The sequence below is a fragment of the Litorivivens lipolytica genome (genome assembly GCF_014191715.1).
Lineage (GTDB): Bacteria > Pseudomonadota > Gammaproteobacteria > Pseudomonadales > Spongiibacteraceae > Litorivivens > Litorivivens lipolytica.
Map to the genome: position 1 here is coordinate 193177 of NZ_JACHWY010000003.1, position 22751 is coordinate 215927.

Here is a 22751-nt window from a genome sequence, read left to right on the forward strand (position 1 = left end):
GTGTGGGAGCGAGCCCACTCGCTCCCACAGGAAATACAGAAAGCACCGATGAAATACCGCGACCTCAGAGAATTTATCGCCTATCTCGAATCCATCGGTGAGCTGAAACGCATCACCCAGTCCGTCGATCCGAATCTGGAAATGACGGAAATCAGCGACCGCGTTCTGCGCGCTGGTGGCCCCGCCCTTCTGTTTGAAAACCCTGTCGGCTATGACATGCCGGTGCTGACCAATCTGTTCGGCACGGAAAAACGGGTGGCACTGGGCATGGGGCAGCACTCCATCGACGCGTTAAGTGAAGTTGGCGAAGTGCTCGCCTTTCTGCGCCAGCCCGATCCGCCCAAAGGTCTGCGCGACGCCTGGAGCAAAGCGCCGATCTTCAAACAGGTGCTAAATATGGCACCCAAACAATTGCGTAGCGCACCCTGCCAGGACGTGGTGATCGAAGGCGACGCGGTCGACCTGTACAAGATTCCCATTCAAACCTGCTGGCCGGAAGACGCCGGCCCTTTGGTAACCTGGCCTCTGGTCGTTACGCGCGGCCCCAATAAAGAACGTCAGAACCTCGGCATTTACCGAATGCAGCTGATCGGCCGCAATAAGCTGATCATGCGCTGGCTGTCACATCGCGGCGGTGCGCTGGATTTTCAAGAATTCAAACAACAGCATCCGGGCGAGAATTATCCTGTCTCGGTCGCACTGGGCGCTGACCCAGCCACCGTTCTCGGCGCGGTGACACCGGTTCCGGACACCATCAGCGAATATGGGTTTGCCGGCCTCTTGCGCGGCGGCAAGACCGAGGTTGTAAGGTCACTCAGCAATGATCTGCAGGTGCCTGCCAGTGCCGAGATTATTCTGGAAGGCTACATCGCTCCCGATGAAATGGCCGATGAAGGCCCCTTCGGTGATCACACCGGTTATTACAACGAAGTCGAGCGCTTCCCGGTATTTACCGTCACCCATATCACCCATCGACCGAACCCGATCTATCACAGCACCTATACCGGTCGACCACCGGATGAGCCAGCGGTGTTGGGCCTCGCTCTAAACGAAGTGTTCGTACCGATCATCAAGCGGCAATTCCCGGAAATCGTCGACTTCTATTTGCCGCCCGAAGGCTGCTCCTACCGCATGGCCGTGGTCACCATGAAGAAGCAGTATCCCGGTCACGCCAAGCGCGTGATGTTCGGCGTCTGGTCCTTCCTGCGGCAGTTCATGTACACCAAGTTTGTGATCGTGACCGACGACGATGTGAATGCCCGAGACTGGAAAGATGTAATCTGGGCGATGACAACCCGGATGGACCCGGCGCGCGACACAGTCATGGTCGAGAATACCCCCATCGACTATCTGGATTTCGCTTCACCGGTCTCCGGGCTGGGCTCCAAAATCGGTTTTGACGCCACAAATAAATGGGAAGGCGAAACCACCCGCGAGTGGGGGCGCACCATCGCGATGGACGACGCCACCAAGCAGCGCGTCGACGAACTGTGGCAACAGCTGGGATTGTGAGTGCGCTCACGCCACCGCCACTTTCGCTCTACATCCATGTGCCCTGGTGTGTTCGCAAGTGCCCCTATTGCGATTTTAATTCCCACGAAAAGGCCCAAGCCCTGCCGGAGACAGCGTATGTCGACGCGCTGATCGAAGACCTCCAACCCGATCTTCATCTGGCACAAGATCGCACGATTGAATCGGTGTTTATCGGTGGCGGCACGCCGAGCCTGTTTTCCGGCGAAGCCTACCAGCGCCTCTTTGACTTGCTGCGACAGCAGCTTCACTTCAGCGCGAACTGTGAAATCACCCTTGAAGCAAATCCGGGCACGGTAGAGCAGGAGCGATTCCTTGGCTACCGCGAGGCCGGCATCAACCGTCTATCCCTGGGCGTGCAAAGTTTTCAAAACCGGCAACTGGAAAAGCTTGGCCGCATTCACAATAGTGCCAATGCGGTCGCGGCGGTTCACACTGCTCGCGAGGCTGGATTCGAGCGCATTAATATCGACCTTATGCACGGTCTGCCCGACCAAACCACACGCGAAGCAGTCAGTGATATTAAAACCGCGCTCCAAGTCGGCGCCAGCCATCTCTCCTGGTATCAACTGACCATAGAGCCGAACACCCATTTCCATAAACAGCCACCACTGCTGCCAGTAGAAGACACGCTGGCCGATATCCAACAGTGCGGTCTGGAAGCTATCAGCGAGGCAGGCCTCAAGGCCTATGAAGTGTCGGCCTACGCAATACCCGGCGAGGAAAGCCGCCATAACCTGAATTACTGGCGATTCGGTGATTACCTTGCACTGGGCGCGGGCGCCCACGGCAAGATTTCCATGGGCGGCAGCATTCTCCGCTATCAGAAAACCCGCCTGCCAGAGCACTACCTGCAGCGCGCAGGCTCCCGCACAGCCCAGCAGCATACGGTTAACACAGAAGATCTGCCCTTCGAATATCTGATGAATGCCCTGCGCCTGCACGAGGGCTTTACACCACAGCATTTCGAAGCCCGCACCGGTTTACCTTTCAGCACGATAAGCGGCACGGTGCATGCGCTCTATGAAGAGGGCTTGCTCGAAGAGTACGGTGATCGATTCCGCTGCACCGAAACCGGCCGCCGATTCCTCGACGATGTGGTCGCTCGTTTCCTGCCCTGAAACCCGCGCTGTGGTAGACTATTGGCCCTCAAATTTCACGTAACACAGGTGTACACCCATGGCTGATTTCCGGTCAAAAACCTCTACCGCCGGACGCAATATGGCGGGTGCGCGTGCGCTCTGGCGCGCCACCGGCATGAAAGATGAAGACTTCAAAAAGCCTATTATCGCCGTCGCCAACTCCTTTACCCAGTTTGTGCCCGGCCACGTTCACCTCAAGGATATGGGCCAACTGGTCGCGCGCGAAATTGAACGAGCCGGCGGCGTTGCCAAGGAATTCAATACCATTGCCGTCGATGACGGCATTGCGATGGGTCACGACGGCATGCTCTACAGCCTTCCCTCGCGCGACCTGATCGCCGACTCGGTGGAATACATGGTCAATGCCCACTGCGCCGACGCGCTGGTGTGTATTTCAAACTGCGACAAAATCACTCCCGGCATGCTCAACGCCGCCATGCGGCTGAATATTCCGGCTATTTTCGTTTCCGGCGGTCCGATGGAAGCCGGTAAAACCAAACTAGCAGATCACGGTCTGGACTTGGTCGACGCGATGGTGATCGCTGCCGACAGCAGCGTCAGCGACGAAGTCGTCGAGGAGTACGAGCGTTCCGCCTGCCCTACCTGTGGTTCCTGCTCGGGCATGTTTACCGCCAACTCCATGAACTGCCTAACCGAGGCCCTGGGCCTGTCATTGCCCGGCAACGGCTCGCTGCTGGCAACGCACGCGGATCGCCGCGAGCTGTTTCTGGAAGCCGGTCGACGCATCGTGGATCTTGCCATGCGTTTTTACAAAGACAACGACGCCTCGGTACTGCCCCGTAACATCGGCAGCTACAAGGCCTTTGAAAACGCCATGAGCCTCGATATCGCCATGGGCGGCTCGACCAACACCATTCTCCATTTGCTGGCAGCCGCACAGGAAGCCGAGCTGGAATTTACCATGCAGGACATTGACCGCCTGTCGCGTAAAGTGCCCCAGCTTTGCAAGGTCGCGCCCAACACCCAGAAGTATCACATGGAAGACGTGCACCGCGCCGGTGGTGTGGTGGGCATCCTGTCTGAACTGCATCGCGCCGGCTTGCTGCACGGCGACTGTCCGACAGTACACAGCCCGACAATGGCGGAAGGCCTGGCCAAGTGGGATATCGTCCAGACGCAAGACGACGCCGTTAAAACCTTCTACAAAGCCGGTCCCGCAGGTATTCCGACACAGGAAGCCTTCAGCCAGGCCACGCGTTGGCCGAGCCTCGACAGCGATCGTGCCAACGGATGCATCCGCTCCATCGACAACGCGTTTTCGCTGGAAGGTGGATTAGCGGTTCTGTTCGGAAACATTGCGGAGAACGGCTGTGTAGTTAAAACCTCGGGCGTCGATGAAAGCATTCTGGTCTTTGAAGGCCCGGCGCATATTTGTGAAAGTCAGGAAGATGCCGTCGATGACATTCTGAATGACCGGGTTAAAGCGGGAGATGTTGTTGTCGTTCGCTACGAAGGCCCCAAAGGCGGCCCGGGTATGCAGGAAATGCTTTATCCGACCAGCTACATCAAGTCGAAAGGCCTGGGCAAAGCCTGTGCTCTGCTGACTGATGGCCGCTTTTCCGGCGGCACCTCCGGCTTGTCGATTGGCCACGTCTCACCGGAAGCCGCTTCAGGTGGCGCGATCGCGCTGGTAGAACAGGGCGACATTATCAAGATAGACATACCAAACCGCAGCATCAATGTGAAGCTGAGCGACGAAGAGCTCGCGACTCGACGCAAGGCGATGGAAGCGAAGGGTGATGCTGCCTGGAAGCCGGTTAAAGTGCGACCGCGCAAGGTATCTACTGCACTGAAAGCCTACGCATTAATGGCAACCAGTGCCGACCGCGGTGCGGTGCGCGACCTGTCACAAGTGGGCGGCTGATACGCCCTGCCCGCTTTTTCACAAAAAAACGAGCAACAAAAAAGGCGCCTTGAGGCGCCTTTTTTAATGGAAAGAGAAACTCACACTTCCTGTGCCAGTGCCTTCTCTCGAGCCAGTTCGCGCTCCATAAACTGCAGCCACTGTTCGGCATAGGTTTTGGAGCGATCGCTCTTCTTGGCTTCTTTAAAGGCCTTGCGGGCTTCGTCGTAGTTCTTCAGGTTGAACTCAGCCATACCGAGTACCAGCTGGGCGCTGTCCGGACGCTTCACACCACCTTTCTTCAGGCCGTTGCGCACCGCCTCGGCAGCCTTCTCGAACTCGTCGTTATCAAGGTAGATATTACCCAGACGGGCCCACAGCTCGCCTTTGTCCGACTTGCTTGCCGCCGCACGCATTTCGGGAATGGCGCGCTTGATTTCCTGAGCCTGACGCCAGGAGTTAGCCAGCAGTTCCAGGTTCTTGGAGGTCGGGTCTATCTGCTTGGCCTTGATACCTTTGTCGATAACCTTGGCCGCCTTGTAAGGCACCTCAATGGAAAGGAAGAGATAGGCCATATTGATCAGCTCTTTCTCTTTTTCCAGCAGCTTCTGCACGTAAGCCGTTTCCATGGCTGAAACCATGTCCTTCTCACGCTTGAGCTCACCATACATTGCAGCCAATTGCTGCCAGTAGGCCTTCTTCTGATAGTACTTCAGCGTCTCTTCAAGAATCTCGACCACTTTCTTAACGTCGTTTTTCTCGAAGTAGAGGTAACGCTGCAAGCCCCACCACTGCTCCTTCGGAATCTTGCCCTTCGACTTGTAGTCGTTGATGGCAATCTCGATATGCTGCAATGACTTGCGCAGATCCTGAAGCTGATAATAACCCTGACTCAACAGGGCGTGGGCGTTGGCACCCACCGGCTCACCCAGCTCTTCTTTCAGCTTGAACCAGTTCAGCAGCGTGTTAACGCCCTTCTTCCAGTCTTCTTTTACAAAGTAGAGCTGAGCAATTGTGAACTTGGTGTTCACTTCCATTGCGTAGGGGATGTCGGGCTGCTTGATAACTTGTTCGTACGCACCCAACGCCTTGTCGTAATCTTCCTTGGTGAAGTAGATAAAGGCGTACAGGTTGTACAGGTTGGCCATCTCGTAGCTGTTCAGCGCGCCACGACCTTCCTTGTCACGCAGTTCATTCAGCTTGCCGAGCGCTTCGTTGTACTTCTTCTCTTCAGCCAGTACCTGCGCTTCATTAAGCTTTTCAAAAACCTTGGCGCGAATCGCCGGCGTACGGCGAGTCTGCTGCTTTTTCTTTTCCTGCGCCTGAAGCTTACCCAAGGCAGATTGACCCAGCAGCGGCTCGACCGCAGTCGTGACCAGGGGCACCGAAAAGGTGACGGCGGCCCCCAGCGCGGCCGCTGACAGCCAGCGACCGACTGACTGAACACGGCTACACGGTTTGCTCTGTATCATGTTGTCAGTCTTCATTTATCCAACTCGTAGGTAAAACGGTTCTGGATGCCGGGCACTTCGATCGGATCACCATCCACAACCCGCGGCTTGTACTTGAACTTCTCTGCAGCTTTCACAGAAGCGCGCTCAAAATAGCCCGGCGGCGAACAGTCAACCGGAGTAATGTCCCGAGTGGTGCCGGATTTGGTTACGGTGTACTCGACCGTACAGTAACCTTCCACACCACGGCTCTGGGCGCGACGGGGGTAGATCGGCGCTACCTTAACGATAGGCAGATATTCACCGTCTGACGCTGACAGGCCGCCCTGGGCATTGGTCAGGGAGATCTGCTGACTGGGCGCCATGTTCACGGCTTCCACGTCAGGATTAACATCTTCCATTTCCGGCTGTTCCATATCCGGCGGCGGCTGTTCCGGCTCCGGTGGCTTGTCCGGCTTGCGGTCGATATTGGTTTCAATATCCCGGTCCGGCATATCGATATCGGCGATGCGGGTGGCCGGCTTTTCATCCAGCGACTTGTCGGCTGTTTCGATCAGCGTCGGCATCAGCACGAACAAGGCGGCGGTTACGACAAAGCCAAGCGCAGCGCCTATGAGTAGTCTAAGTCTATTCATAAGCCTTTAATCATCATCAGTGGCCAGTGACACGTCGTAAACACCTGCTGCCCGCGCTGCGTCAATTACCGCAGTCACGGTTTCGGTGTTAGAGGCCTTGTCGGCCTGCACGACAACCGCACCTTTCGGGTTCTCGGCGTGCATACGCTCGATCACCGAACGCACTGAACGCTTGTCCACGCGTCGCTTGTCAATCCAGATCTCGTTGGTGCCGTTTACCGCCACCAGGATGTTGACGTTCTCTTTCTTATTGGCTGTAGAAGCCTCCGGCCGATTCACCTCAATGCCCGCCTCTTTGATAAAGGACGCGGTCACAATGAAGAAGATCAGCATGATAAAGACCACGTCGAGCATCGGCGTCAGGTCAATTTCGGAAGCGTTTTCTTCAGCTCCAGCTCTATTCATTCTGCGCATGTTGGAATCTCTTAATGATCTGTGGTCAGGTGGTCTTTCAGCAATTCACTTTCGCGCTCGGCAATTCGGGTGATATAGGTATTCCCGAATACGCCTGACAGCGCTGCAACCATCCCGGCCATGGTCGGAATTGTTGCTTTGGAAACACCGCCTGCCATGGACTTGGCATCGCCACCGCCGGTAACGGCCATGATGTTGAACACCTCGATCATCCCGGTCACCGTGCCCAGCAGACCCAGCAGCGGACAAAGCGCCACCAGAGTCTGAATAAGCGGCAGGGATTCGCGAATCTTGAGATTCACCTGGGAGATCAGCAATTCGCGAATAGCGTGGGCATTCCACGACTTCCGCTCGCTGCGGCCCTCCCAGACCTGCATGACCTGGTCAACTTCGCCGCCGAGGCCGAACCGGAAAAACCAGAAGCGCTCAAACAGCAGTGTCCACATCAGGAAGGTCACGGCGGCGATCAACCAGAGTACATCGCCACCGGCATCCATGAAGCGCCGAATGATGTCTGCCCATTCGTACAGCTGATACATGGATTATGCTCCCTGTTTACCCTCGGTGTGCTGAGCAACAAGACCTGTGCTCTGCTCTTCCAGGATGTGGATGATCTTCTTGGAACGGCCACTTACTACGGTGTGCAGCAGTACCGTCGGGATCGCAACACACAGACCCAGTACGGTAGTTACCAGTGCACCGGAGATACCGCCTGCCATCGCTTTCGGATCACCAGCACCAAAGATGGTGATCGCCTGGAAGGTGATGATCATACCGGTAACCGTACCCAGCAGACCCAGCAGCGGGGCGACCGCAGCAATGATCTTGAGTAGGTTGAGCGACTTCTCGAGGCTCGGCAGTTCTTTCAGTACCGCTTCAGACAGCTTGAGCTCAAGGGTCTCGGAATCCATGTTCGGATTCTCTTCGTGAACTTTCAGCACACGACCCAGCGGGTTGTTGTCGTTCGCAGAGCCAGACTTCAGCTGTGCGTTCACTTTCGAACCTACCAGGCTAAGGGCAATCAGACGCCACAGGGCAATGATCAGCGCTACCACACCAACACCGGTGATGATGTAACCAACCACGCCACCTTGGTGCCAGCGCTCGGTCAGAGTCGGGCTGTCGATCAAGGCAGACAAGAAGGTACCGCCTGTCGGGCCTGTCGGGTCAACACCAAAGGCGTGGATACCTTCGTTGGCGTTCGCCAGCTCTTCAGCCCAGCCAATGAAAGGACCACTCGGCTGACGCGGCAGCACTTGCAGGCTTTCAGTTTCGGGCTCGTACTTCAGGTACATGCCGTCGCTGTTAACGATGTTGAAGGTACCGACACGGGTAACTTTCTGAGAGGTAGTTTCACCAGAAGCGTCAGTCACGTCGGTTTCAAAACGCACCACTTTGCCTGATTCAGTCATTTCGACCATCAGGGCGTGCCACATTTTCTCGATCTCAGTGATGCTTGGCAGCTGCTCTGCGCCAGTCATCTTCTCGATCAGCTTGTTTACGAACTCTTCACGCCCAGGGAATTGAACGCTGACCAGTGAGTTCTGGTAGTTGGAGCGCAGATCACCAGCGGTAGAAGTCAGGTGACCAAACAGTTCGGTCAGGGTACCCAGACGCTCTTTCAGCTGACGCTGCTTGTCGGTCAGGATCAGCTCAAGCTCTTCAAACTTGCCTTCCAGAGCCGCTGAGCGCTTTTCTTCGCTCTTCAGCATCTCACGGGCTTCGTCGAGCATTTCTTTCTGCTGGTAACGGGCAGCTTTGAAACGCTCTTCACGAGCACGGTTTTCCTGGGCTTCCTTGACGCGACCCTGCTCGACATAGCGGAGCAGTTCATCAAGGGATTTCGCTTCCTGGGCGACAACCGGCGCGGACACAATTGCCAGCGCGCTGCCCAGAGCGATCAATGCGGATTTCAACATTGTCTTTTTCATTACTGAACATCCTCCGGCGCAGCGATCGGCAGTTTCATAATATCGATAGAGGCTTGCTTACGGGCGATACGCAGACCTTTCAGGATTGCGCTCTTATAGTCGTTGCCCAGAGCCTGGAATTCACGAGCCTCGTTGTTCCACATGCCGGATTTCTCAGTATCAGTTGTCTGGTACAGGAGAGCGATACGGCCGATTCGAAGGAAGTTCACGTCACGCTCGACGCCATCAACCTCGGCTTTACCCGCATAGGTGTCGATCTTGCGACCGTACTCGGTTTCGATTTTGTAGGCTTCCAGCACCTGACGGAATTTCTCCGCAATAGACACATCGGAGCGATCCAGGTTGGCGCGCAGGAACTCAATGCGCTGCTCACGCTCTTCCTTGTGAAAGGGAACGTCGAGACGCACAAACTCTTCCAGACCGTCGATCATCTTGATGATGGTCGGCATCATCTGACGCTGGATAACCGTTGCCTCACCAATTGATGCCTCAAGCTCTTTGATGCGACGAATCTGGTTGGTGATCTGCTTCTCAAGGCGGGCGTTGTATACCTTGAGGCCATCAACCTGCTTCATGACCGTTTTGTAGTCGGTCAGAAGATCGCGGGTCTCAGCGGCGATTTTGTCAATGCGAACCTGAGACTTGCGCGCGGCTTCGTTTTTCTTGTGGCCGACCGACAGAACCTCCTTAACGGTGGTTTTCGGCTCTGGCGGCGCAGCCGCTGCCTCCTCGCCTGCTTCTTCATCAGACGATGCAGCATGAACTTGTGCGGCAGACAGAGTCAGCATGGTTAGCGACACTGCCAGCGCGACTGATTTCAATCGATGCATATTCATGGGGATTGCTTTTCCTATTAGGGACATGTGTGTAAAGCAGACCGTTTTATTCTAAAAAAGAGCTGCAAGTTACAAACCTGTAATTAGTCACAGCGAACCACATTTTAATCACGAGCATTCTTAAGAATCAACGACCCGGCCAGCGCGGCCCCAGACTCCAAAACTTCGCGACGCAACGTGTACTCAAGTTACGAAAAATCCACTTTTCGGTAACACTTTATCAACCTGACACAAGTACCTGACCACTTTTCGAGCAGAAGTCGCAGCTTTTGCTCACTTATTAAACAGGCGCCTACGGTATATGACACAAATAATTCACGTATCTAAGCTTTTCGCTCCTGATATTAGGCTAGGAAAGCTTAAGGTTTTTTTGCGGTAACACCTTTTAAGAGAGATTTGTGAACAATTGCCTAACGAATTTTCTGCGGCTCAGCCCCGGCGCTGGTACTCCACAAAACGGAATCGCCAGCCCGCTTCTTCACCGGATTCTTCACTGACAGGAACCCAGCAAGACTCAAGCTCAGGGAAAAAGGCATCCCCCTCTACCTCCGCATCCACTTCCGTCAGGTAGAGGTGATCTGCATGAGGCAGCAGGGAACGGTAAAGCTGCTCTCCGCCGATCACCATCACTTCCTCGGCGCCGTCGGTCACAGCCACTTCTTCGGCCAGCGCCAGCGCCGCCTCGGTGCTGGTGGCCACGCGAACACCGTCGGGTTGATAGCCTTGCTGGCGGGTAACCACAATATTGGTGCGGCCCGGCAGCGGCCGACCGATGGATTCATAGGTCTTGCGCCCCATCACCACCGGCTTGCCGAGCGTTGTCCGCTTGAAGTGCTTGAGGTCAGCCGAGATATGCCAGGGCAGCGCATTGTCGCGCCCGATCACCCGATTGCGTGACATGGCTGCGATCATCGCCAGGCGCAGGCCGCTCATACGGCAATCGGCGCCTTGATCGCCGGCTGCGGGTTGTAGTCGTCAAAAATGAAGTCTTCAAACTCGTAGTCGAAGATGGATTCCGGACGCCGGGCAAAACGCAGGGTTGGCAGCGGACCGGGCTTGCGTTTCAGCTGCTCGTAGACAATGTCATCGGTCAGATGATTGAGGTAAAGGTGGCAGTCACCAAAGGTGTGCACAAACTCACCCACCTCCAGATCACACTGCTGAGCGACCATATGGGTCAGCATGGAATAACTTGCGATATTGAACGGCACCCCAAGGAATAGATCGGCGCTGCGCTGGTACAACTGGCAGGATAAGCGCCCCTCCGCCACGTAAAACTGGAACAGGGTATGGCAGGGTGGTAGCGCTGCCTTGCCGCGGCGCGCATTTTCCTGCGGGCTGAGGGTTTCGTCCGGCAGATCTGCCGGGTTCCAGCCGCTAACGATCAAACGCCGGGAGTCGGGCTTGGTGCGAATCATCCGAATCAGTTCACTGATCTGATCGATGGTAGAGCCATCAGGGCAGGCCCAACTGCGCCATTGCTTGCCATAGATCGGTCCGAGGTCGCCGTCTTCCAGCGCCCACTCATCCCAAATGCTAACGCCGCGCTCGCGCAGCCAGTTATTGTCGCAGCTGCCGTTAAGAAACCAGATCAATTCATAGATAACACTGCGCAAATGGACTTTCTTGGTCGTCAAAAGTGGAAAGCCCTGACGCAAATCGAAGCGCAACTGACGCCCGAAAACCGATCGCGTGCCCACACCAGTGCGGTCCGACTTGTCTACGCCGTTATCGATCACATCCTGCATCAGATCGAGATACTGTTTCATGCTTTTCCTTTACCTTGCTTCGATAGCGCCTGCACAGCCGCCGCGCGGCGATACGCCCAAACCAGAATAACGATTCCCGCCACAATCATCGGCAATGACAAGAGTTGCCCACGAGTCAGCCACCCAAAGGCAACAAAGCCGATATGCGCGTCCGGCTCGCGGAAAAATTCCACCATAAAGCGGAACAGCCCGTAAAACAGGACAAACACCGCACCCACCGACCACTCCGGGCGGGGCTTGCGCGAAAACCAGAAAACGATGGCGAACAATATTACCCCTTCAAGGGCGAATTGATACAACTGGGACGGATGCCGGGGCAATTGCGAAGGGTCGCGCGGGAACACCATGGCCCAGGGCACATCACTGGCCCGCCCCCACAGCTCCTGACCGATAAAGTTACCGAGCCTGCCGAGCCCCAGACCAATGGGCACCAATGGCGCCACGAAATCCATCAATTCGCCAAAGCGCAATTTTTGGCTGCGCGCATACCACCACTGCGCAACGATCACCCCGATCAAGCCGCCATGAAAGGCCATGCCGCCCTCGTTTACCCGGAACAGCCACAGGGGATCCGCCAGCAGGCGATCAAAGCCATAAAACAGCACATAGCCAAGTCGGCCGCCGAGGACCACGCCCAATGCACCGTAGAAGATAATGTCGTCAACCTGATCGCGATTGACGGGTCGCCAGGACTGGGCGCTGCGCTGACGCGCCAGCCACCAGGCGGCGGCGAAACCGGCCAGATACATCAGGCCGTACCAGTGAATAGCGATTGGCCCGAGCTGAACAGCTACCGGGTCAAAGGCAGGGTGAGTCAACATTTACAGATTCCTGAGAATAAACTGAAGGCCGATGATACCGAGAAACAGCGCAAATACACGCTTCAGGTGCCGTTCGGGCAATCGCTGGGCCAAACGGGCGCCGGCGCGGGCAAACAGGGTACTGGTTGACACGATGCCAAGAAAGGCCGGCCAGTAGACAAAACCGGTGCTGTAGGTGGGCAAGCCCTCTCGACCCCAGCCCGCCCAGATATTAGTGGCAAAACCCACCAGCGCAATCGGCAGGCCACAAGCCGCCGACACACCGACCGCTTGCTGCATCCGCACATTGGACCAACTCAAATAGGGTACCGTCAGCGAACCCCCGCCGATGCCAAACAAGGCCGATACATAACCAATCACAGTGCCCGCAAGGGACGAACCCAAACGCCCCGGCACCACCCGCCCGGGCTTGGGTTTAAAGTTGAGCCCCATCTGCAAGGCAACCAGCAGGGCGAACGCACCAAATAACAGCTGCAGCAGTGCCCCTGCCATACCCGCTGCTGTATGCACCCCCAATATGACGCCAAGGGCGATGGCGGGCGCCAGTTTCCAGAATAGGGGCCAGTCCACATTGCCATACAGATGATGGGCGCGAACCGAACTGATCGAGGTAAACACAATGGTCGCCAGCGAGGTACCAATGGCGAGCTGCATCAATATCGCCGCAGGAAATTCCAACAGGGTAAAACTGAACACCAGCGCCGGCACAATAATCAAACCACCGCCGACCCCAAACAGCCCTGCGGTTAGCCCGGCAATCGCTCCGACCAGAAGATAGCTAACTAACACCATGACTTAGTTCTGTAAATTTCGACGAAAATCAGGACAGATACCCGAGAAAACTTGCTCTGTTTCACACTTTGCCTGCTATCATGTTTTTAAATGGGCGTGAGTAAACTGTTCTTATGTGCCTGATTATTGCAGCTTGGAAAAGCCATCCCAAATTTCCGCTGATCATCGCCGCCAATCGCGATGAGTTTTTTCAGCGTCCCAGCATTCCGGCCCATTTCTGGAAAGATTCCCCGTCGGTGCTCGGCGGCCGCGACATGGAAAAAGGCGGCACCTGGCTGGGCGTCAATCGCCATGGTCATCTTGCTGCCGTGACCAATTATCGCGGCGGCGACCTACCCGCCAACGGACGCTCCCGCGGCGAACTCGTGGCTCGCTATCTACTCAGCGACACGCCCTGCGAGGTATTTCTAAAACAGATTTCAAAGGAACAGAGTCTCTACAATCCCTTCAACCTGTTGCTGTTCGACGGCGAGCAATTAGCCTTTACCGCCGACAATAATCCTCAAAAGAAATTACTGGACCCGGGCATTCATGTAATCGGCAACTCCCGCATCGATGCCGATGAGCGCAAGGTCGATGTCGCCCGCGCGGCAATGGCCCGATGCCTGCACAAGTCCCCGACGCCTGAGCGTCTGATCGAGCTTCTGGGTGACAGCGAGCCCACCTTGAGCTCTGACGACAAACGAGAACAGGCGCTATCCGCCTTTTTCGTCGACCTGAGAGAGCATGGCTACGGCACCCGTGCGACAACCGTAGTGCTGTTCGATACGCTCGGCAATATCAGGTTTTTCGAGCAACCCTTCGACGAGCAAGGCAAGCCCGGTCGCGCCGTCGATATCGCCTTTAATCGCTTTGATCTGGCCGCCGCCGAGAACGCCTGAACCAAGCTTCAACGCTTGGCGCGCAACTGATCGCCCATGGACGGCTGCAGCATCTTATCAACGCCGGCGGCTGTCATGGCCTCGCGTACCAGGTCTTTGACGTCCGCCGACGACTCCTGCTCCAGGGCCTTTTCCAGCAGTTTCTTGGCATCTGCCAGACTGTGACTGCGGATAACCGATTTCACCTTCAGCAGGCTGCTGGCATTCATCGACAGCATGTCGTACCCCATGGCCAACAGCAGAATCGCCGCGCCCGGATCACCCGCTAACTCACCGCAGATACCCACTGGCTTGCCTTCTGCCTGCGCGGCGTTGGCCACCTCATACAGAGCGCGCAGTATGGCCGGATGCAGGGAGTGATACAGGTCCGCCACCCGGGAGTTGTTGCGATCAACCGCCAGCAAGTACTGAGTCAGGTCATTCGAGCCAACAGAAAGAAAATCGACCCGCCGCGCCATTTCACGCGCCTGATAGACGGCCGAGGGCACCTCGACCATCACTCCGATCGGCGGCAACTTGGCCTTGATGCCTTCATCCACCAGCTCGTCGTGAGCCCGGTAAATCAGTTCCAGCGCCTCCTCCAGTTCAGGCACATTACTGATCATGGGCAGCATGACGCGCAGGTTATCCATACCGACGCTGGCCTTGAGCATGGCCCGAACCTGTACCAGAAAAATTTCCGGATGGTCGAGGGTAACCCGAATACCACGCCAGCCGAGGAAGGGGTTTTCTTCGTCAATCGGGAAGTACGGCAGGGATTTGTCTCCACCGATGTCGAGCGTGCGCATGGTGACCGGCAGCGGCGAAAAAGCCTGTAACTGCTCGCGGTAAATCACCCGCTGCTCTTCCTCACTGGGAAAACGCTCGCGCAGCAGAAAAGGAATTTCCGTTCGGTACAGGCCGACACCCTCGGCGCCGTGGTCGATCGAGCGCGCCACATCCGCCATCAAGCCGGTGTTGACCCAGAGCGGCATCCGGTGACCGTCCAGCGTTTCGCTGGGCTTGTCGCGCAGGGTTTCCAGCCCCTTACTCAGCTCCTGTTGCTCGGCGTAAATCGCCTCGAAGCGGGCATAGAGCTCCTTCGCCGGATTGTAGTGAACTATGCCGTTGTAGCCGTCGAGCACCAGATTGGCACCCTCGACCTGAGTGAACGGCAGATCGACCGCGCCCATGATGGTGGGCACACCCATTGCCCGCGCCAGAATGGCGACGTGAGAATTGCTGGAGCCGCGCACGCTGACCAGACCGGCCAACTTCTCGCGCGGAACCTCTGCCATAATCGAGGCGGTCAGTTCTTCCCCAACGAGAATGGTGCGCTCGGGGTATTCAATATCTCTCGTATTAGCAGTCTGCAGGTAAGCAAGCACTCGCCGACCGAGATCTTTCACATCGGTTGCCCGCTCCTTGAGATAGGCATCTTCCATACCTTCAAAGGTGCGAACGTGCGAAATCACCACCTGTGCCAGCGCGCCCTGAGCCCACTCGCCCTCGCGAATACGGCTCTCAATTTCCATCCCCAGCGCGCGGTCATCGAGCATGCTCAGGTAAACGTCGAACAGGGCCCGCTCTTCCTTCGCCAGCTTGTCCTGGAGCCGGTTCTTGATATTGGTAATGTCTTCCCGCACCGCCTGCAGACACTGAAAGAAGAAGGCGACCTCGGCCTCAATATCCTCGCAAGGCCGGCTTGGCACCGCATAGAGATCCGCTTCCGGAATCACCAGTACAGCGGTACCCATGGCAATACCGGGCGCACCGGCAATACCGGTAAATTCTGCACTGCGCGACGCATCCCGCTGACGGTTCTTGCCACCAATCGCACCGGTCGCCTTGGCGTGCGCGATGACGCCAGCCAACTGGGCCGACATGGTGACCAGAAAGGCTTCTTCGTCTTCATCAAAGCGGCGGCTGTCTTTCTGCTGAACAACCAAAACCCCGTGCAGACGACGCTGGTGGATAATCGGCGCACCGAGAAAGGAGTGGTAGAGCTCTTCGCCTATACCCTCGAGGTAGAAGTAATTCGGATGCTCTTCGGCGTTGTCCAGATTGAGGGGTTCTTCACGCCGGGCAACCACACCAACCAGACCTTCGTCTTCCGCCAGGCTGACCACACCCACCAATTCGGGGTTAAAGCCCTGGTTGGCCATCATTACCAGACGGCCGGTTTCGAAATCCTTGAGGTAGACCGTGCAGACTTCAACGCCCATCACCTGGGCAATGCGCTGCACCATGATATCCAGCGCCGATTGCAGATCGTCAGCCGTATTGACCGCCTGAACAATCCGCCGCAGGGCGTCGAGCATCATCTGCCGGACCTCCCTGCCTCACCACTGACCAAACGACTGTGACGGGGACAGAGTTCTTTCATTGCCCGGCGATACACATCGCGCTTGAAGGTAACCACCTGATTGACCGGGTACCAGTAACTCACCCAATCCCAGGCATCAAACTCAGGCTTGGCGGGATCACCCGCAAGATGGACGTCGCTATCGGCGCCGAGAAATTCCAGCAAGAACCATTTCTGTTTCTGGCCGATGCACACCGGCCCATTACCGTTGCGACGCACCAGACGCTGCGGCAGGCGATAACGCAACCAGCCTCGCGTGGCTCCTAACAGGCGCACATGCTCGGGCTTGAGTCCGACCTCTTCCTCCAGCTCCCGAAACAGGGCCTGCTCGGGGCTCTCGCCCTGCTTGATCCCGCCCTGGGGAAACTGCCAGGCATTCTGCCCGGCACGACGCGCCCACAGCACCTGGCCCCGGCCATTCGCCAGTACCATGCCGACATTGGGTCTGAATCCTTCCGCGTCTATCACTCGAACTCTCTCGTCAATTCTTCCGTAATTTATTGTTAGTGCGACATTTTTGCTACTGTCGCAGACATTTCATTGTTCCACAATTCCCGGATTCAGGGAATCGGGACAAATCCCGCTGGCAACCCCGTGAAATGCGCGCCCGCAATCGCTATGCTAGCGCCTCCTTGTAAACACAGTGGCAGACACAGCGTGGCTTTGGCAATTTTTGATCTCGACAACACCCTGCTCGGTGGCGACAGCGACCATGCGTGGGGCGAGTTTCTGGTTGATCGCAAACTGGTGGACGGAAACGCCTTCCGCGAAGCCAACGATCGTTTTTACCAGCAGTACAAGGATGGCAATCTCGATATTCAGGCCTATCTCGAATTCGCCCTGCAGCCATTGACGCGATTCAGCCCGGAAGAGCTGACCGAGCTGCACCGCGATTTCATGACCCACTATATTGCCCCCATGCGCCTGCCGAAGGCAGACGCCTTGATCGCCAAACACAAGGCCGCGGGCGATCACTGCATGATCATGACCGCGACCAACACCTTTATCACGCGACCGATAGCCGAAAGCTTGGGAATACCCGACATTATCGGCTCGGAAGCAGAAGTGATCGATGGCCGCTATACCGGAAAACCTGCCGGCACACCGTGTTTTCAGGAAGGTAAGGTGATTTTGCTGAAGCAGCGAATTCAAGAAAAAGGCTACAAACTTGCCGGTAGCACCTTCTACTCAGACTCACACAACGATCTGCCGCTACTGCGACTGGTGGAAAACCCGGTGGTGGTGGACCCGGACGAAAAACTGCTGAAGGAAGCACTGCGCCAGGGTTGGCCAGTGATATCGCTTAGAGATTAATTATCAGGCCGCACAGACATCCGCCGACAGCTTGCGACTGAAAAAGCAATTTCTGCCGCTGCGCTTAGCTTCGTACATAAGCTCATCTGCAGCTTTAACCAGCTGCGGCCCGCTAGCGCAGCCGTGGGTTGCCACGGCCACCCCCATACTGAGCCCAACGTCGATAGACTGCCCCTCGAACTCCACTGGCTGCACAAGGGCCTTGTGCAGTTTTTCAGCCACCTGCTCGGCCTCGGCTTCCGACTGAATACCAGGCAGGGCAACCACAAACTCATCACCGCCGATGCGGGAGATTGTATCGCCGGAGCGCAGCAGTTTGCCGGCTCGCTCCACAACCGTTTTCAGGATCAAGTCGCCGGCCGCATGGCCGTAGGTATCGTTGATCGGTTTAAAGCGGTCCAGATCAATAAACACCACGCCGACACAGGAGCTCTCCCGCTCGCTTTGCTCAATGGCGCCTTGCAGCTTTTCTTCAAGCACATGCGGGCGAACCGCTCCGGTCAGCGTATCCACGTTGGCAAACTCACGCAGTTTCTGCTGGGCCTTGGCGGTGTCTTCTGCGAGCAGCGCAATCAACTCAGAGTGCTTAAGGAAAGCACTAAAAATAACCATCGGCAGCCAGGCCGCCACTAGGATATAAGTCGCCCACGTGCTGTAGGTGGACATAAAAGCGTCGAGGTTGATGCCGAGCGTGAGCAGACCGCTGGTAAACCCTCCTGCGACCAGAACCAGCAGCACCAGCGCGCAAGCCCCCAGAATCGTCCCCAGCCGCAATGAAATCGCCATGCCGGCGATCAGGGCGCTGGCCGCCAGCCACCAGGTACCGGCGCCGAGCATCCCCAATGTAAACACACCCAGCAGACCAACTGACCACATCATGGCAATCAAAGCGCCACAGCGAACTTTAACCGGGAGTTGTTTGCGGAAGAGCCAGAGGCCCACAGCGGTCAAACCAACTAATAGGTGAAAGCCATAGACAGGCATCCACCCGGTCACAGACGATCTCATCACGGAGAGCGGCGCACCGACCGCCCCTACAATGGCCATCCCCGCCAGCACTCGGTCCAGCGCCTCTTCGCGCGCCCGAGCTATAAAGGCTGAAGGATCTAGAAACTCATCGTCTGGCACAGCTCAATCCCCACATTGAACGTGAACTAGATCACGTTTTAGCGCAAGACACACAAAAATTACTTACGTATTTTTACGCATGTTGGGGAAAAGCAGCGAGCCATACGGCACCGCGCCAAGCGCAAGACAACTAAAATAATGCTTATTTTTCTAATGGTTACAAACATCCCGCGGAAATTTAATCGCCCCTCACGAAATACGGGTAATTACGCGAGCCTCTCGCGGGCCCAACCCGCGCACAAAAAAGCCGGCTCGCAGCCGGCTTTCTGAAAACCTTCACACCTGTACTCAGCCTTCGTACTCGGCGTCGATAGCCGAAAGCTTGGGAATACCGGACATTATCAGCTCGGAAGCAGAAGTGATCGATGGCCGCTATACCGGGAAACCTGTGGGCACACCTTTTTTTCAGGAAGATAAGGTGATATTGCTGCGGGACTGAGCCCCCATCCTTGTAGATTCCTGTTATGCGGCGAATGTCCTATCCAGTTTCTGGCAAACCAGATTATTTGTGCCGCTGCGTTTAGCCTTATACATCAGCTCGTCGGCGATTTTCATCAAACCTGCACAGTCAACTTTTTCCTTCGCACCGATGACAACGCCCATACTGAGACGGATTTCAAGCTCGTGACCATCGAAAGTAAATGGCCGAGTAATAGCCTTGCGCAGCTTGCGCGCCACAAGCTCCGCTTCTGAATCCAAGCTCACCCCAGGTATCACCACCACAAACTCGTCACCTCCCGCACGAGCGATCACATCGCCAGAGCGCAACACCGTGCGAGATCGTTCAACAACAGCCTTGAGGACGGCATCCCCCGCTGCATGACCGTAGGTATCGTTGATCGGTTTAAACTGATCCAAATCAATAAAGATCACCCCGATCGATTTTTTATTCTCATCACGCGTGGATAAGGCGGCGCGCAATTGCTGTTCCAGCACATGGGGGCGGACGGCGCCGGTCAGCATATCGGTATTGGCAACCTCCTGCAGCGCAAGCTGGGCGCGAGCAGTCTCTTCTGCCAGTTGAGTTACGATATCGGCGTGCTTCACAAAGGCGCTAAAAATCACCATGGGTAGCCAAGCTGCCACCAATATATAAGTTGCCCACGTAGAGTAGGCGGCCATGTATGTGTCGAGCTCCAGAGAAACCGTTAGAAGCCCCTGGGAGAACGCCGCCGCCACACACAACAGGAATACAATCGCCGCGCAGCCCAAACCCATCCCCACGCGCAAGGACATGCTCATTCCGCCCACCAGCGCGCTCGACGCCAGCCACCACGTGCCAGCGCCCATCATGCCAAGAGAGACCACACCCAAGGTGCCGATCAGCCACATCAAGGCGATCACCATCCAAAACCGAGCTTTTTGTGAAAACCGCGCGCGAAACAGCCACAGCATCACCACGGCAAAGCCCATCAAAAGGTGGTAGCTGTACATCGCTTGCCAACCCGTAACGGTAGCGCGCATAGCTGACAATGGCGCACCAAACAAACCAACAACAGCCAGACACGCCAATACCTTATCCAGCGATTCCGCTCTCGCAGTCGCTATCATCGCTTTTGGATCGAGAATTCTCTCTTGCTGCATAACAAGCCTCAGGCGGCTCTATTTAAGACTTGTTTATAGCCGAATTACGTGCAGAAGGGACTAAGTACATCCCGCAGGCATTTTTAGCTATCTGAGGTAATTCAAAATGACTGCAACAGAATGAAATTATTATCTTTTTATAATCAAATAGTTATAAGACAGACACAAAAAAAAGCCGGCTCGTGGCCGGCTTCTCTCAAACACGAAGAACGATCAGTCTTCGCACTCGGCGTCGTAGGCTTCCGCGTCCAGCAGGTTTTCCAGCTCACCCGGTTCACTGGGCTGCAGCTTGAAGAACCAGCCGTCGTCGTAAGGCGATTCGTTGATGACTTCCGGCGACTCTTCCAGCGACTCGTTAATGGCAATGACTTCGCCACTCACCGGTGAGTAGATGTCAGAAGCGGCCTTCACCGATTCCACTACGCCAATTTCTTCGCCGGCGGAATAGGTGTTGCCGATTTCCGGCAGTTCCACAAAAACCACGTCACCCAATGCGTCCTGCGCATGGTCGGTTATACCTACCGTGATGGTTCCGTCGGCTTCCAGACGCGCCCATTCGTGGCTGCTGGCGTATTTCAGTTCGCTGGGCGAATTGCTCATGAGATTTTCCCGCTGCTGGCAAAAGGCGCATTCTAACGCCGCTTGTTTCAAATAAAAACAATCTAAGCTGATAGCGGCTATTTCAGGGTGCGCTTGATGCTGATGATCACGGGAACCAGCCCCAGCAGCACAATGGTCAGCGCCGGCAGCGCTGCCCGCTGCCATTCCCCTTCCGAGGTCATTTCATAAATTCGAACCGCCAGCGTGTCCCAACCGTAAGGGCGCAACAGCAAGGTCGCCGGCATTTCCTTGATGACATCGACAAAGACCAGAATGGCGGCGGTCAGTAGCCCCGGCCTCAACATCGGCAAATAAATCCGCCACAGCACTTCCAACGGCCGTGCACCGAGGGTGCGCGCCGCATCGGGAATGGACGGGCGAATACGCAGCAGGCTGGCATCGATCGGCCCGCTCGCCACCGCCAGAAATCGAATCCAGTAAGCCGCGAGCAAAGCCAGCACGGTGCCCACCAGCACCGAGCGCGCCTCCATGCCCAGCCACGCCTGCAAGGGAAACAACAACTGCTGCTCAATGCGGGAAAAGGAAATCACCACGCCCACCGCCAACACCGACCCCGGCAGGGCGTAACCCAATTGCGCAAGGTCAAAAAAAGCCCGCTGCCGGGGGCCCGCCCGCCAGCGACTGAAGGCCAACAGGGTGGCAATGGCGACGGTCAGCACCGAGGCCTGCAGGGCCAGTGAAAGGGAATGCCACAGCAAGGCGCCAAAGCGTGCATCCAATTGCGCCGCGCCGACCTCAAAGGCCCAGATCAGCATCTGCAACACCGGCAGGAAGAAGGCCACACTCAACACCAGTAAACAGTAAGCGGTAACCGCCCAGGCCCGAAGCCCGGTCAGAGGGTGGCGAAAGTGATGGTGCAACTGCGAGCCCTGCACATAGCGGCGGCGACCGCGCAGGCGCTTTTCGGCAAACAGGGTCAGCGCAACAAATAACAGCAACAGGGAGGCCAATTGGGCCGCTGCCTGCAGGCTGAAAAAGCCAAACCAGGCTTTGTAAATGGCGGTGGTAAAGGTGTCATAGTTGAACACCGCGACCGTACCGAAATCGGCGAGTGTTTCCATCAGTGCCAGTGAGACGCCGGCGATTATGGCCGGTCGGGCCATCGGCAGAGCGACCCGAAAAAAGGCGCCCCAGGCACCGCTGCCCAGGCTGCGTGCAGCCTCAATGGTGTCACTGCTCTGGGAGAGAAAGGCACTGCGCGCCAGCATGTACACGTAGGGGTAGAGCACCAGTGACAACACCAATACCACCACCGCCTCATGGCGCACGTCGATCAGTGGCAGGCCCAACTCCCGCGACAGAAAGCTCTGCAGCGGGCCACTGAAATCAAACAGCCCCAGCACCACAAACGCGAGGACGTACGCGGGCACCGCCATCGGCAACATCAGCAGCCATTCAAACTTGGCGCGCCCGGGAAAATCGCACATCACCACCAGCCACGCCAGACTGATACCGAGCACCGACACACACAGGCCGACACCCATCAGCAACACCAGCGTGTTGCGCAGCAGGGAGGAGAGCTGGGTGGCGATCAGGTGCTGCCAGATTTCGGTTTGATCCGATCCCCAGCTGAAAATCACCACCAGAATAGGCGCCAATACCGCCAGCACCGCAACCGAGGCAGCGATGCGCGATAGGGGTCGCAGGCTTTTCTGACCTGCGCTGATCAGGCGGGCCGCCGGCGCCTCATTCAC

General features: G+C 56.5%; 21 protein-coding genes. 5 read left to right on the forward strand and 16 right to left on the reverse strand.

Going from position 1 to position 22751, the window contains the following annotated elements; translation table 11 throughout:
- The first annotated feature begins 48 nt into the window (after positions 1 to 48).
- Genes ubiD through ilvD form a run of 3 tightly spaced genes read left to right on the forward strand, consistent with a single transcriptional unit; the run spans position 49 to position 4557 of the window.
- Positions 49 to 1512: a 4-hydroxy-3-polyprenylbenzoate decarboxylase gene (ubiD, locus tag FHR99_RS13095; RefSeq protein WP_183411157.1), complete on the forward strand. Its 1464-nt coding sequence runs from the start codon at positions 49 to 51 to the stop codon at positions 1510 to 1512.
- Positions 1509 to 2651, forward strand: a complete 1143-nt coding sequence (hemW, locus tag FHR99_RS13100; protein ID WP_343067579.1) for a radical SAM family heme chaperone HemW — start codon at positions 1509 to 1511, stop codon at positions 2649 to 2651. The genes ubiD and hemW overlap by 4 nt, the downstream gene beginning before the upstream one ends.
- Before the next feature lie 58 nt (positions 2652 to 2709).
- Positions 2710 to 4557, forward strand: coding sequence for a dihydroxy-acid dehydratase (gene ilvD, locus FHR99_RS13105; protein ID WP_183411159.1), 1848 nt, complete (start codon positions 2710 to 2712; stop codon positions 4555 to 4557).
- A gap of 80 nt (positions 4558 to 4637) precedes the next feature.
- Here the strand turns inward: ilvD and FHR99_RS13110 are convergent, their stop codons facing one another.
- The 10 genes from FHR99_RS13110 to FHR99_RS13155 all read right to left on the reverse strand — a co-directional run bounded on the left by FHR99_RS13110 (position 4638) and on the right by FHR99_RS13155 (position 13185).
- Positions 4638 to 6023 (reverse strand): tetratricopeptide repeat protein, encoded by a 1386-nt coding sequence (locus tag FHR99_RS13110; RefSeq protein WP_246386932.1) that lies wholly within the window; start codon positions 6021 to 6023, stop codon positions 4638 to 4640.
- The gene (locus FHR99_RS13115; RefSeq protein WP_183411160.1) at positions 6020 to 6622 is read right to left on the reverse strand and encodes an energy transducer TonB; all 603 of its coding nucleotides are present in this window, start codon (positions 6620 to 6622) and stop codon (positions 6020 to 6022) included. The genes FHR99_RS13110 and FHR99_RS13115 overlap by 4 nt, the downstream gene beginning before the upstream one ends.
- Positions 6623 to 6628: 6 nt before the next feature.
- The gene (locus FHR99_RS13120; RefSeq protein ID WP_183411161.1) at positions 6629 to 7036 is read right to left on the reverse strand and encodes an ExbD/TolR family protein; all 408 of its coding nucleotides are present in this window, start codon (positions 7034 to 7036) and stop codon (positions 6629 to 6631) included.
- Positions 7037 to 7047: 11 nt separating this feature from the next.
- Positions 7048 to 7575, reverse strand: a complete 528-nt coding sequence (locus FHR99_RS13125; protein ID WP_183411162.1) for a MotA/TolQ/ExbB proton channel family protein — start codon at positions 7573 to 7575, stop codon at positions 7048 to 7050.
- A 3-nt stretch (positions 7576 to 7578) separates the two neighbouring features.
- Positions 7579 to 8967 carry a MotA/TolQ/ExbB proton channel family protein gene (locus FHR99_RS13130; protein WP_183411163.1) on the reverse strand — a complete coding sequence of 463 codons (1389 nt, stop codon included), beginning with the start codon at positions 8965 to 8967 and terminating at the stop codon, positions 7579 to 7581.
- Positions 8967 to 9803, reverse strand: a complete 837-nt coding sequence (locus tag FHR99_RS13135; RefSeq protein ID WP_183411164.1) for a DUF3450 domain-containing protein — start codon at positions 9801 to 9803, stop codon at positions 8967 to 8969. The genes FHR99_RS13130 and FHR99_RS13135 overlap by 1 nt, the downstream gene beginning before the upstream one ends.
- Before the next feature lie 429 nt (positions 9804 to 10232).
- Positions 10233 to 10736: a dihydrofolate reductase gene (locus FHR99_RS13140; protein WP_183411165.1), complete on the reverse strand. Its 504-nt coding sequence runs from the start codon at positions 10734 to 10736 to the stop codon at positions 10233 to 10235.
- A complete protein-coding gene (locus FHR99_RS13145; protein WP_183411166.1) occupies positions 10733 to 11572 on the reverse strand; it encodes a thymidylate synthase in 840 nt (279 codons plus the stop codon). The genes FHR99_RS13140 and FHR99_RS13145 overlap by 4 nt, the downstream gene beginning before the upstream one ends.
- Entirely contained in the window at positions 11569 to 12393 is an 825-nt protein-coding gene (gene lgt / locus FHR99_RS13150) for a prolipoprotein diacylglyceryl transferase (RefSeq protein WP_183411167.1), read from the reverse strand. The genes FHR99_RS13145 and lgt overlap by 4 nt, the downstream gene beginning before the upstream one ends.
- On the reverse strand, positions 12394 to 13185 hold the full coding sequence (locus FHR99_RS13155; protein ID WP_183411168.1) for a sulfite exporter TauE/SafE family protein: 792 nt from the start codon (positions 13183 to 13185) through the stop codon (positions 12394 to 12396).
- 113 nt (positions 13186 to 13298) lie between these two features.
- Between FHR99_RS13155 and FHR99_RS13160 the strand changes: the two genes are divergently transcribed.
- Entirely contained in the window at positions 13299 to 14066 is a 768-nt protein-coding gene (locus FHR99_RS13160) for an NRDE family protein (RefSeq protein ID WP_183411169.1), read from the forward strand.
- An 8-nt stretch (positions 14067 to 14074) separates the two neighbouring features.
- On the opposite strand, the gene ptsP is transcribed toward FHR99_RS13160, so the two are convergent.
- The gene (ptsP, locus tag FHR99_RS13165) at positions 14075 to 16366 is read right to left on the reverse strand and encodes a phosphoenolpyruvate--protein phosphotransferase (protein WP_183411634.1); all 2292 of its coding nucleotides are present in this window, start codon (positions 16364 to 16366) and stop codon (positions 14075 to 14077) included.
- Entirely contained in the window at positions 16366 to 16878 is a 513-nt protein-coding gene (locus FHR99_RS13170; RefSeq protein WP_183411170.1) for an RNA pyrophosphohydrolase, read from the reverse strand. The genes ptsP and FHR99_RS13170 overlap by 1 nt, the downstream gene beginning before the upstream one ends.
- A 189-nt stretch (positions 16879 to 17067) precedes the next feature.
- Here FHR99_RS13170 and FHR99_RS13175 point away from each other — a divergent pair, with 189 nt between their 5' ends.
- The gene (locus FHR99_RS13175; protein WP_183411171.1) at positions 17068 to 17724 is read left to right on the forward strand and encodes a histidinol-phosphatase; all 657 of its coding nucleotides are present in this window, start codon (positions 17068 to 17070) and stop codon (positions 17722 to 17724) included.
- Positions 17725 to 17727: 3 nt separating this feature from the next.
- Here FHR99_RS13175 and FHR99_RS16620 read toward each other — a convergent pair whose 3' ends face one another.
- The 4 genes from FHR99_RS16620 to FHR99_RS13195 all read right to left on the reverse strand — a co-directional run bounded on the left by FHR99_RS16620 (position 17728) and on the right by FHR99_RS13195 (position 22727).
- Positions 17728 to 18852, reverse strand: a complete 1125-nt coding sequence (locus tag FHR99_RS16620) for a diguanylate cyclase domain-containing protein (protein WP_183411172.1) — start codon at positions 18850 to 18852, stop codon at positions 17728 to 17730.
- A 462-nt stretch (positions 18853 to 19314) separates the two neighbouring features.
- Positions 19315 to 20436, reverse strand: coding sequence for a GGDEF domain-containing protein (locus FHR99_RS13185; protein WP_343067582.1), 1122 nt, complete (start codon positions 20434 to 20436; stop codon positions 19315 to 19317).
- A 213-nt stretch (positions 20437 to 20649) separates the two neighbouring features.
- On the reverse strand, positions 20650 to 21036 hold the full coding sequence (gcvH, locus tag FHR99_RS13190; RefSeq protein WP_183411174.1) for a glycine cleavage system protein GcvH: 387 nt from the start codon (positions 21034 to 21036) through the stop codon (positions 20650 to 20652).
- Positions 21037 to 21113: 77 nt separating this feature from the next.
- Positions 21114 to 22727 carry an ABC transporter permease gene (locus tag FHR99_RS13195; protein WP_425488637.1) on the reverse strand — a complete coding sequence of 538 codons (1614 nt, stop codon included), beginning with the start codon at positions 22725 to 22727 and terminating at the stop codon, positions 21114 to 21116.
- Positions 22728 to 22751: the final 24 nt, after the last annotated feature.

Coding starts and splice junctions, on each gene's coding strand:
- ubiD (WP_183411157.1), top strand. CDS start 49: ATGAAATACCGCGACCTCAGAGAATTTATCGCCTATCTCGAATCCATC.
- ilvD (WP_183411159.1), top strand. CDS start 2,710: ATGGCTGATTTCCGGTCAAAAACCTCTACCGCCGGACGCAATATGGCG.
- FHR99_RS13110 (WP_246386932.1), bottom strand. CDS start 6,023: ATGAAGACTGACAACATGATACAGAGCAAACCGTGTAGCCGTGTTCAG.
- FHR99_RS13115 (WP_183411160.1), bottom strand. CDS start 6,622: ATGAATAGACTTAGACTACTCATAGGCGCTGCGCTTGGCTTTGTCGTA.
- FHR99_RS13120 (WP_183411161.1), bottom strand. CDS start 7,036: ATGCGCAGAATGAATAGAGCTGGAGCTGAAGAAAACGCTTCCGAAATT.
- FHR99_RS13125 (WP_183411162.1), bottom strand. CDS start 7,575: ATGTATCAGCTGTACGAATGGGCAGACATCATTCGGCGCTTCATGGAT.
- FHR99_RS13130 (WP_183411163.1), bottom strand. CDS start 8,967: ATGAAAAAGACAATGTTGAAATCCGCATTGATCGCTCTGGGCAGCGCG.
- FHR99_RS13135 (WP_183411164.1), bottom strand. CDS start 9,803: ATGAATATGCATCGATTGAAATCAGTCGCGCTGGCAGTGTCGCTAACC.
- FHR99_RS13140 (WP_183411165.1), bottom strand. CDS start 10,736: ATGAGCGGCCTGCGCCTGGCGATGATCGCAGCCATGTCACGCAATCGG.
- FHR99_RS13145 (WP_183411166.1), bottom strand. CDS start 11,572: ATGAAACAGTATCTCGATCTGATGCAGGATGTGATCGATAACGGCGTA.
- lgt (WP_183411167.1), bottom strand. CDS start 12,393: ATGTTGACTCACCCTGCCTTTGACCCGGTAGCTGTTCAGCTCGGGCCA.
- FHR99_RS13155 (WP_183411168.1), bottom strand. CDS start 13,185: ATGGTGTTAGTTAGCTATCTTCTGGTCGGAGCGATTGCCGGGCTAACC.
- FHR99_RS13160 (WP_183411169.1), top strand. CDS start 13,299: ATGTGCCTGATTATTGCAGCTTGGAAAAGCCATCCCAAATTTCCGCTG.
- ptsP (WP_183411634.1), bottom strand. CDS start 16,366: ATGCTCGACGCCCTGCGGCGGATTGTTCAGGCGGTCAATACGGCTGAC.
- FHR99_RS13185 (WP_343067582.1), bottom strand. CDS start 20,436: ATGCAGCAAGAGAGAATTCTCGATCCAAAAGCGATGATAGCGACTGCG.
- gcvH (WP_183411174.1), bottom strand. CDS start 21,036: ATGAGCAATTCGCCCAGCGAACTGAAATACGCCAGCAGCCACGAATGG.